This is a genomic window from Streptomyces sp., from assembly GCF_036566765.1.
GTDB lineage: Bacteria > Actinomycetota > Actinomycetes > Streptomycetales > Streptomycetaceae > Streptomyces.
Map to the genome: position 1 here is coordinate 1 of NZ_DATCVQ010000107.1, position 8,205 is coordinate 8,205.

Annotated in this window: 11 protein-coding genes; 8 read left to right on the forward strand and 3 right to left on the reverse strand. The window is 70.8% G+C overall.

The window, feature by feature from the left end:
- Positions 1–50: 50 nt before the first annotated feature.
- From lipB to VIU94_RS05835, 4 genes are all read left to right on the forward strand, one after another.
- A complete protein-coding gene (lipB, locus tag VIU94_RS05820; RefSeq protein ID WP_331908245.1) occupies positions 51–872 on the forward strand; it encodes a lipoyl(octanoyl) transferase LipB in 822 nt (273 codons plus the stop codon).
- A gap of 120 nt (positions 873–992) precedes the next feature.
- Positions 993–1,943 carry a lipoyl synthase gene (lipA, locus tag VIU94_RS05825; protein ID WP_331908247.1) on the forward strand — a complete coding sequence of 317 codons (951 nt, stop codon included), beginning with the start codon at positions 993–995 and terminating at the stop codon, positions 1,941–1,943.
- Between the two features lie 288 nt (positions 1,944–2,231).
- Positions 2,232–2,444, forward strand: coding sequence for an SCO2195 family GlnR-regulated protein (locus VIU94_RS05830; protein ID WP_331908249.1), 213 nt, complete (start codon positions 2,232–2,234; stop codon positions 2,442–2,444).
- A gap of 10 nt (positions 2,445–2,454) precedes the next feature.
- Complete coding sequence (locus VIU94_RS05835) at positions 2,455–3,162, forward strand: DUF4191 domain-containing protein (RefSeq protein WP_331908251.1); 708 nt, start codon at positions 2,455–2,457, stop codon at positions 3,160–3,162.
- Between the two features lie 123 nt (positions 3,163–3,285).
- Here the strand turns inward: VIU94_RS05835 and VIU94_RS05840 are convergent, their stop codons facing one another.
- Complete coding sequence (locus tag VIU94_RS05840; protein ID WP_331908253.1) at positions 3,286–3,753, reverse strand: RDD family protein; 468 nt, start codon at positions 3,751–3,753, stop codon at positions 3,286–3,288.
- 221 nt (positions 3,754–3,974) lie between these two features.
- On the opposite strand from VIU94_RS05840, the gene glnA reads away from it, so the two are divergent.
- Positions 3,975–5,384: a type I glutamate--ammonia ligase gene (gene glnA / locus VIU94_RS05845; protein ID WP_331908255.1), complete on the forward strand. Its 1,410-nt coding sequence runs from the start codon at positions 3,975–3,977 to the stop codon at positions 5,382–5,384.
- A 145-nt stretch (positions 5,385–5,529) separates the two neighbouring features.
- Here glnA and VIU94_RS05850 read toward each other — a convergent pair whose 3' ends face one another.
- Positions 5,530–5,796, reverse strand: coding sequence for a hypothetical protein (locus tag VIU94_RS05850; protein ID WP_331908257.1), 267 nt, complete (start codon positions 5,794–5,796; stop codon positions 5,530–5,532).
- A 134-nt stretch (positions 5,797–5,930) separates the two neighbouring features.
- Here VIU94_RS05850 and VIU94_RS05855 point away from each other — a divergent pair, with 134 nt between their 5' ends.
- Positions 5,931–6,290 (forward strand): arsenate reductase family protein, encoded by a 360-nt coding sequence (locus tag VIU94_RS05855; protein WP_331908259.1) that lies wholly within the window; start codon positions 5,931–5,933, stop codon positions 6,288–6,290.
- A 60-nt stretch (positions 6,291–6,350) separates the two neighbouring features.
- Here VIU94_RS05855 and VIU94_RS05860 read toward each other — a convergent pair whose 3' ends face one another.
- The gene (locus VIU94_RS05860) at positions 6,351–7,226 is read right to left on the reverse strand and encodes an alpha/beta fold hydrolase (protein WP_331908261.1); all 876 of its coding nucleotides are present in this window, start codon (positions 7,224–7,226) and stop codon (positions 6,351–6,353) included.
- Positions 7,227–7,303: 77 nt separating this feature from the next.
- Between VIU94_RS05860 and VIU94_RS05865 the strand changes: the two genes are divergently transcribed.
- Both VIU94_RS05865 and VIU94_RS05870 read left to right on the forward strand, forming a co-directional pair.
- Positions 7,304–7,804, forward strand: coding sequence for a MarR family transcriptional regulator (locus tag VIU94_RS05865; protein WP_331908263.1), 501 nt, complete (start codon positions 7,304–7,306; stop codon positions 7,802–7,804).
- On the forward strand, positions 7,801–8,205 hold a 405-nt coding region (locus VIU94_RS05870), incomplete at its 3' end, for a GntR family transcriptional regulator (protein ID WP_331908265.1). The genes VIU94_RS05865 and VIU94_RS05870, both read left to right, overlap by 4 nt.

Consider the following 8,205-nt stretch of genomic DNA (forward strand, 5'->3'; position numbering starts at 1 on the left):
CACGCTTTGTGCCTTACGACGTTCTGGGCTCTTCCAGGGAGGCGCTTGCCGTGAGTGAGTTGCGGTTCGTCCGCATGGGATTCGGCGCGGAGGCCGTCGAGTACCAGCAGGCGTGGGACGAGCAGCGCCGGGTGCACGCGGCGCGGTTCGCGGACGAGATCTCCGACACGGTCCTGCTGCTCGAACACCCTCCGGTCTACACGGCGGGCCGGCGCACCGACCCCAGCGAGCGCCCGCTCGACGGCACCCCCGTCGTCGACGTGGACCGCGGCGGCAAGATCACCTGGCACGGCCCGGGCCAGCTGGTCGGCTACCCGATCCTGAAGCTGCCGCGCCCGGTCGACGTGGTGGCCCACGTCCGCCGCCTGGAGGAGGCGCTGATCCGCACGGCCGCGGAGTTCGGCGTGGAGACTTCCCGGGTCGAGGGCCGCAGCGGCGTGTGGGTGCTCGGCGACCCGGTCGAGCAGCGTCCGTCCCTCGGCGGCCTGTCGCTGGACTTCGACCCGCGGCTGACCGACGACGAGTTCGACCCCCGGCTCAACGGCCCGGAGTACGCCCCGTCCAACGCCGGCCAGCGCCGCGAGGACCGCAAGCTGGCGGCCATCGGCATCCGGGTCGCCAAGGGCGTCACGATGCATGGCTTCGCTCTCAACGTGAACCCGGACAACACCTGGTTCGACAAGATCATCCCGTGCGGCATCCGCGACGCGGGAGTGGCCTCGCTCGCAAACGAGCTGGGCCGGGACGTCACCATCGAGGACGTCGCGCCGGTCCTGGAGAAGCACCTGCGGGACGTGTTGGAGAACGCGGAGCTCAAGCCGCGCGAGATCGAGCGCGAGGCCGTGCCCGCGTCCGTGCCCGCGTCCGCCTGAGCCTGAGGAATGCCTGGCGTTGGCCACAGGTTGGCCACACGTAGGCGTACGAAGCAAGGCAAACGAAATAACGGGCGTACTCTGGTGTGCGCCGAAGAATCGAAGCTACAGGGAGCCGATGTGTCCGCAGTCGCACCCGACGGACGCAAGATGCTGCGCCTGGAGGTCCGCAACAGCCAGACCCCCATCGAGCGCAAGCCCGAGTGGATCAAGACCCGGGCGAAAATGGGCCCCGAGTACACCAAGATGCAGAACCTCGTGAAGAGCGAGGGCCTGCACACGGTCTGCCAGGAAGCCGGCTGTCCGAACATCTTCGAATGCTGGGAGGACCGCGAGGCCACCTTCCTCATCGGCGGCGACCAGTGCACCCGGCGCTGCGACTTCTGCCAGATCGACACGGGCAAGCCCGAGGCGCTGGACCGCGACGAGCCCCGCCGGGTCGGCGAGTCCGTCGTCACGATGGACCTGAACTACGCCACCATCACCGGCGTCGCCCGCGACGACCTGGAGGACGGCGGCGCGTGGCTGTACGCGGAGACGGTCCGCCAGATCCACGAGCAGACCGCGGGCCGCGCCGACGGCCGTACGAAGGTCGAGCTGCTCGCCCCCGACTTCAACGCGGTGCCCGAGCTCCTCGACGAGGTGTTCGCCTCCCGCCCCGAGGTCTTCGCGCACAACGTCGAGACGGTGCCGCGGATCTTCAAGCGGATCCGCCCCGGCTTCCGGTACGAGCGGTCGCTCGAGGTCATCACCAAGGCCCGCGACTACGGTCTGGTCACGAAGTCGAACCTGATCCTCGGCATGGGCGAGACCCGCGAGGAGGTCAGCGAGGCGCTGCGGCAGCTGCACGCGGCCGGCTGCGAGCTGATCACCATCACGCAGTACCTGCGCCCGTCGGTCCGGCACCACCCCGTGGAGCGCTGGGTCAAGCCGCAGGAGTTCGTGGAGCTGAAGGACGAGGCGGACGAGATCGGCTTCTCCGGCGTGATGTCCGGCCCGCTGGTCCGTTCCTCGTACCGCGCCGGCCGGCTGTTCCAGCAGGCGATGGAGCGGCGCGGCGCGACGGTCTGAACCGACGCCGTGAGAGCGGCCCCCAGGGTCGTGTGAATCCACTCACAAGTCACTACTGACGGGTAATGGCCGAATCGACGCGGCCCGTACACCCTCCGCAGGTCGGAGCGGGGTACGGGCCGCGTCGTCGTCGACGGGCTCGTACGGCCGGTCGCATCAACGATTCACCAGTGTTTGACCCCCGGCTCACACGCTGGTAACACCAGTCAGTGAGCCTGGTACTACTCACCGCCACAGCTCCTCGCGCCCCCCACCTCGTCTCATCCGCTCTTGAGGGAGGACCCCGTCATGCAGGCCGCGACGCACGTCCGCGCCACCGCCATCCCGTCCGTCACCGATGCCCTGCGGGCCGTGGAGGCCGTGCTGCTCCGCGGCGGGCAGCGCACCGCCCGGCGCAACGCCTGGACCTCCGTCCTGGAGGACCGCCGCCGGGCCAAGGACCGGGTCGAGGCCCAGCATGTGCTGGAGGCCGTGTCGGGCCGCGCTTCCAGCGGCACGTAAACTTCAGGACATGGCGAGGAAGGCAAACACGAACACCGCTGGTGCCGCTGAGAACCCCGGGCGACTCAAGCAGATCGTTCTGACGTACAAGATGACCCGAAAGGCCGACCCGAAGGTCGGTCTCGTCGTCGCGGGTGTGGGCATCGTCGTTCTCGGCGTCCTCCTCGCGATCGGCTTCGCGATCGGTCACCCCCTCTATCTCGGCATCCTGGGATTCGTCCTGGCGCTGCTGGCGATGGCCGTGATCTTCGGCCGGCGCGCCGAGAAGGCGGCCTTCGGGCAGATGGAGGGCCAGCCGGGCGCGGCGGCTGCGGTACTGCAGAACATCGGCCGGGGCTGGACCACCACCCCCGCGGTCGCGATGAACCGCAACCAGGACGTCGTGCACCGCGCGGTGGGTCGCGCGGGCATCGTGCTGGTGGCCGAGGGCAACCCGAACCGGCTGAAGACGCTGCTCGCGGCGGAGAAGAAGAAGATGGCCCGGATCGTGGTCGACGTCCCGGTCAGGGACATCATCGTCGGCAACGACGAGGGTCAGACTCCGCTCGGCAAGGTCCGTACGACCATGCTGAAGATGCCGCGGGTGCTCTCCGGCCCGCAGGTGACCGCGACCAACGACCGACTCCGGGCGATGGGCGACCTGATGAGCAACATGCCGGTGCCGAAGGGCCCGATGCCGAAGGGCATGAAGATGCCGCGCGGCGGAAAGATGCGCTGACGCGCGTACGACGGACATGAGAAGGGCGCCCCGGCCATCGCGGCCGGGGCGCCCTTTCTCGTGCCGTCACGCGGCTTCTCGCGCCGTCACGCGGTCAGATGCGGACCTGGACTGTCACGCGGCTCAGATGCGGACCTGGACCGCGCGGGCGAGGCGGTCGTGCAGGCCGCGGCCGTCCCGGTCCCAGATCAGCGCCGGAACCGCCACGATCAGGAGCACGCTGCGCACGAGTACGCGCAAGACCCCGAGCCGCCCGCCGTCCTCGGCGACCACGCGGAGCCCGAAGAGGCGCTTGCCGGGGGTGGAGCCGACGGTGCCGACCGTGAGCAGGCTCACGACCAGCAGCACGCCCAGCGCCCAGGTCCCCGTCTCCGTGTTGTAGCCGTCGGTGATCAGGCCGTATGCGATCAGCATGCACAGCGCCCAGTCGACGCAGAGCGCCCCGATCCGCCGGCCGGGGCGGGCGATGGAGCCGGGTCCCTGCTCGGGCAGACCGAGCTGCTCCCCCCGGTAACCGAAGTCGACGCCTGCGTCCTCGGCCGCCGCGCGGGGGCCGGACAGCCATGATCCGAGTGCTTGCCTGTTGTCCACCCGACCACGGTACTGCGCCCGTTTTCGATCACTTCTGCCCGGGTCCCGACGGCAGGGCGTAAGGACCGATGGACCCCGGTCCGGTTAACTTGGGCGAAACAAATGGGTCATGCTTGAGAAATCCCGTCTGCCTATGGTCGGGTCCAGCGTGTGCCACCGCACTGGCCGCACGACCGAGCTGCAACCCCGCCCAAGCCCGGGTCGGGAGTAGGAGGAGTTGGATGTTCCAGAACGCCGACGAGGCCAAGAAGTTCATCGCGGACAACGACGTCAAGATGGTCGACGTCCGGTTCTGCGACCTTCCGGGCGTGATGCAGCACTTCACGATCCCGGCGACGGCGTTCGACCCGTCCGAGGAGCTCGCGTTCGACGGTTCGTCGATCCGCGGCTTCCAGGCGATCCACGAGTCGGACATGGCCCTGCGCGCCGACCTGTCGACGGCCCGCCTGGACCCGTTCCGCCGCGACAAGACGCTCAACATCAACTTCTTCATCCACGACCCGATCACGGGCGAGCAGTACAGCCGTGACCCGCGCAACATCGCCAAGAAGGCCGAGGCCTACCTCGCGTCCACCGGCATCGCGGACACCGCGTACTTCGGCCCGGAGGCGGAGTTCTACGTCTTCGACTCGGTCCGCTTCGAGACCTCGGCGAACCAGGGCTTCTACCACATCGACTCCGAGGCCGGCGCCTGGAACACCGGCAAGGAGGAGAACAACCGGGGCTACAAGGTCCGCTACAAGGGCGGCTACTTCCCGGCCCCGCCGGTCGACCACTTCGCCGACCTGCGCTCGGAGATCTCCCTGGAGCTGGAGAACGTCGGCCTGCAGGTCGAGCGCCAGCACCACGAGGTCGGCACCGCCGGCCAGGCCGAGATCAACTACAAGTTCAACACGCTGCTCGCCGCGGCCGACGACCTGATGCTCTTCAAGTACATCGTGAAGAACGTCGCCTGGCGCAACGGCAAGACCGCGACCTTCATGCCGAAGCCGATCTTCGGCGACAACGGCTCGGGCATGCACGTCCACCAGTCGCTGTGGGCCAACGGCGACCCGCTGTTCTACGACGAGACCGGCTACGCGGGCCTCTCGGACACCGCCCGCTACTACATCGGCGGCATCCTGAAGCACGCCCCGTCGCTGCTGGCCTTCACCAACCCGACGGTGAACTCCTACCACCGCCTGGTGCCCGGCTTCGAGGCCCCGGTCAACCTGGTCTACTCGCAGCGCAACCGCTCCGCGGCCATGCGCATCCCGATCACCGGCTCGAACCCGAAGGCCAAGCGCGTCGAGTTCCGCGCGCCGGACCCGTCCTCGAACCCGTACCTCGCCTTCTCGGCGCTGCTGCTCGCGGGCCTCGACGGCATCAAGAACAAGATCGAGCCGGCCGAGCCGATCGACAAGGACCTCTACGAGCTCGCCCCCGAGGAGCACGCGGGCGTCGCCCAGGTCCCGACCAACCTCGAGGCCGTCCTCAACGCCCTGGAGGACGACAACGAGTACCTGCAGGCCGGCGGCGTCTTCACGTCCGACCTGATCGAGACGTGGATCGACTACAAGCGCACGCAGGAGATCGCCCCGATCCAGCTGCGCCCGCACCCGCACGAGTTCGAGCTCTACTTCGACCTCTAAGCCGCGGGACCGCGCACCTGCCGCGGACGACCGTCAAAGGCCCCGTCACTCTCCTTCGGGAGGGCGGCGGGGCCTTCGGTGTGCGGCGCCGGTGTGCTTCGGTGCGGGTGCGCTTCGGCGCCGGTGTGCGTCGGGGTCGGCGGCCCTAGCCGATCAGGGCGCGGACCATGCGGCAGGTGGTGTCGGACGGCGGGTGGACTCCGAGGCGGTCCGCCGCGGCGCGTATGGCCCGGTTGTGCGCGCGGGCCGTGTCGTAGACGCCCGAGTCGAGCAGGGCGATCGCGAGGCGCATGGCCTTCAGGCGGCGGTTGTGGGTGATGTACCACTCGCGGGGCAGGCCCGCCGGCAGCGGCTTCTTCGTCAGGGGCTTCCAGGGTTCGAGGGGCAGCGTCGTGATGGTGGCGACAGCCATGCGGCGACCTCCTGGCGCAGGTGACAAGGGCCCTCCCCGGGACCCTCGCTTCTCCCCCTATTTTAGTGCCGACCACTGACAATCGTCCCTGGCCAGACGGGCTTTGAGGGCGCGGGAGCGGTACCGTGGCGGGCATGGAGATCTGGATCAATCCCGCCTGTTCGAAGTGCCGCAGCGCCCTCACCCTGCTCGACGCGGAGGGCGCCGAGTACACCGTCCGCCGCTACCTGGAGGACGTGCCGACCGAGGACGAGATCCGGGCCGTCCTGGACCGGCTGGGGCTCGAACCGTGGGACATCACCCGGACCCAGGAGGCCGCCGCCAAGGAGCTCGGGCTCAAGGAGTGGGCGAAGGACGCCGACAGCCGCGACAGGTGGATCGCGGCGCTCTCCGCGCACCCGAAGCTGATCCAGCGGCCGATCATCACGGCGGAGGACGGCACGGCCGTGGTGGCGCGGTCGGAGGAGGCGGTGCGGGACGCGCTGTCCCGCTAGCCCCTATGTCCCGCTGGCTCTGCGCCCCTCAACCCCTGCGCCCCTCAACCCCTGTGCCCCTCAAGCCCTGTGCGCCTCAAGCCCTGTGCCCCTCCAGCTCTTGAGGAACGCGGCGATCCGTCGGAGGGTCTCGGGTGGCGTGGCCGGCGGGAGCGTGTGGTGCGTGGCACCGGGGACGGTCTCCGTCTCCAGGTGCGGGACGACCGCCTGCGCGCGGGCGGCGACCTTGCGGACGTCGTGGGCCCTGCTGTGCTCGGCGAGCAGGAGCAGGGTCGGCGGGGCGAGGCGACGCAGCTCGTCGGGCTTCGGGCGGGGGCCGGTGACAGGGCGGGCCGTCGGGAACTCGGCGGCGCGCGCGTCGAGTTCCCGCCACTCCGCGTCCAGCGGCGCGCCACCGGTCTCCCAGGCCAGGAAGGCCCGGTTCCGCTCAGGCGTGGGACGCAGCAGCATCGGCAGGGCCCGCAGCAGGTAGCGGGCGCCGAAGCCGGCGAAGGCGTTCGTCGGGTCGAGGAGCACCAGCCGGGCGACCCGGTCCGGTGAGCGGAGCGCGTGGTGGAGGGCGATCCAGGCCCCGTACGAGTGCCCGCACAGCGCGGCGGACTCCAGGCCGAGCCCGTCGTACAGCGCGTCCAGCCAGCCGCTCAGGTCCTCGACCGTGCGCAGCGGCCGGCCGCCGGGCACGCTGCGGCCCGGGTCGCCGATGAGGTCGGCGGCGTGCACGCGGTGCGTCCGGCCGAGCTCGGCGGCGACGCCGTACCAGCCGGTGGCGGTCGCGCCCCCGCCGGGCAGGAGGAGTACGGGCGGGGCGTCGGCGGGGCCGTAGCAGTGGACGTGCGTGGCGCCGAAGGGCGTCGGCACGTCGAGGTGGGCCGTTGCCGCGGGCCACTTGGCGAGGACGGCGTCGTACGCGGCGGAGAAGCCGGTGACCTCGGGCATGATTCTCCTCGTTCTCATCAGGTTCTCTCGCCGAGCATTTATCTCGCTCAGCGAGATATTAGGGGAAGGGCGGTCCCGTGTCCGAGAAACCCGAGAGTCACGAGGGTCCCGAGACTCCCGAGACTCCCGAGCGGGAGATCTTCCATCTGCTGCGGGCCGTCACCGTCGAGTACGGCCTGCGCCAGGCGGCCTTCGCGAGCGAGAACGGGCTGCACCCGACCGACGTCCGCGCCCTGATCTGTCTGCTGGACGCCGAGCGCGCCGGCGCCGACGCCACCCCCGGCCGGCTCGGCACAGAGCTCGGGCTCAACTCGGCCGGGACGACGGCGGTGATCGACCGGCTCGAACGCCTCGGCCATCTCTCCCGCGTCCGCGACCCGCGCGACCGCCGCCGCGTCCTGCTGCGCGTGGCGGACGGCGCCAAGGAGCTGGGCTGGGCGTACTTCGGCCCGCTGATCCACCGTACCGAGGCCCTGCTGCGCGGCTTCGATGCGACCGAGAGGGCCGCCGTGGACCGGTTCCTGCGCGCCGTACGGGACATCATGGCCGGCGAGGAACGGCCGGGGGCGACACCGTGAGCAGGCCCGGGGCCCTCGGGGTCGACCTGCATCTGGAGCTGGCCGGCGGCGGGAGCCGGCGCGCGGCGCTCACCCGGGCGCTGCGGGAGGCGGTACGCGAGGGGCGGCTCCCGCCCGGCACCCTGCTGCCGCCGTACCGTTCGCTCGCCGCCGACCTCGGGATCGCCCGCAACACCGTCGCCGACGCGTACGCGGAGCTGGTCGCCGAGGGGTGGCTGACGGCGCGCCAGGGGTCGGGGACCCGGGTCTCCCCGCTCGTGACGGCGCCGGTCGCCCCGGCGCGGGCGCGGCCCGCCCTCCGTGAACAGGCCGCGGCGGGGCCCGCGTACGACCTGGTGCAGGGCAAGCCGGACCCGGCGACCTTCCCGCGCACCGCCTGGGCCGCGGCCGCCCGGCGGGCG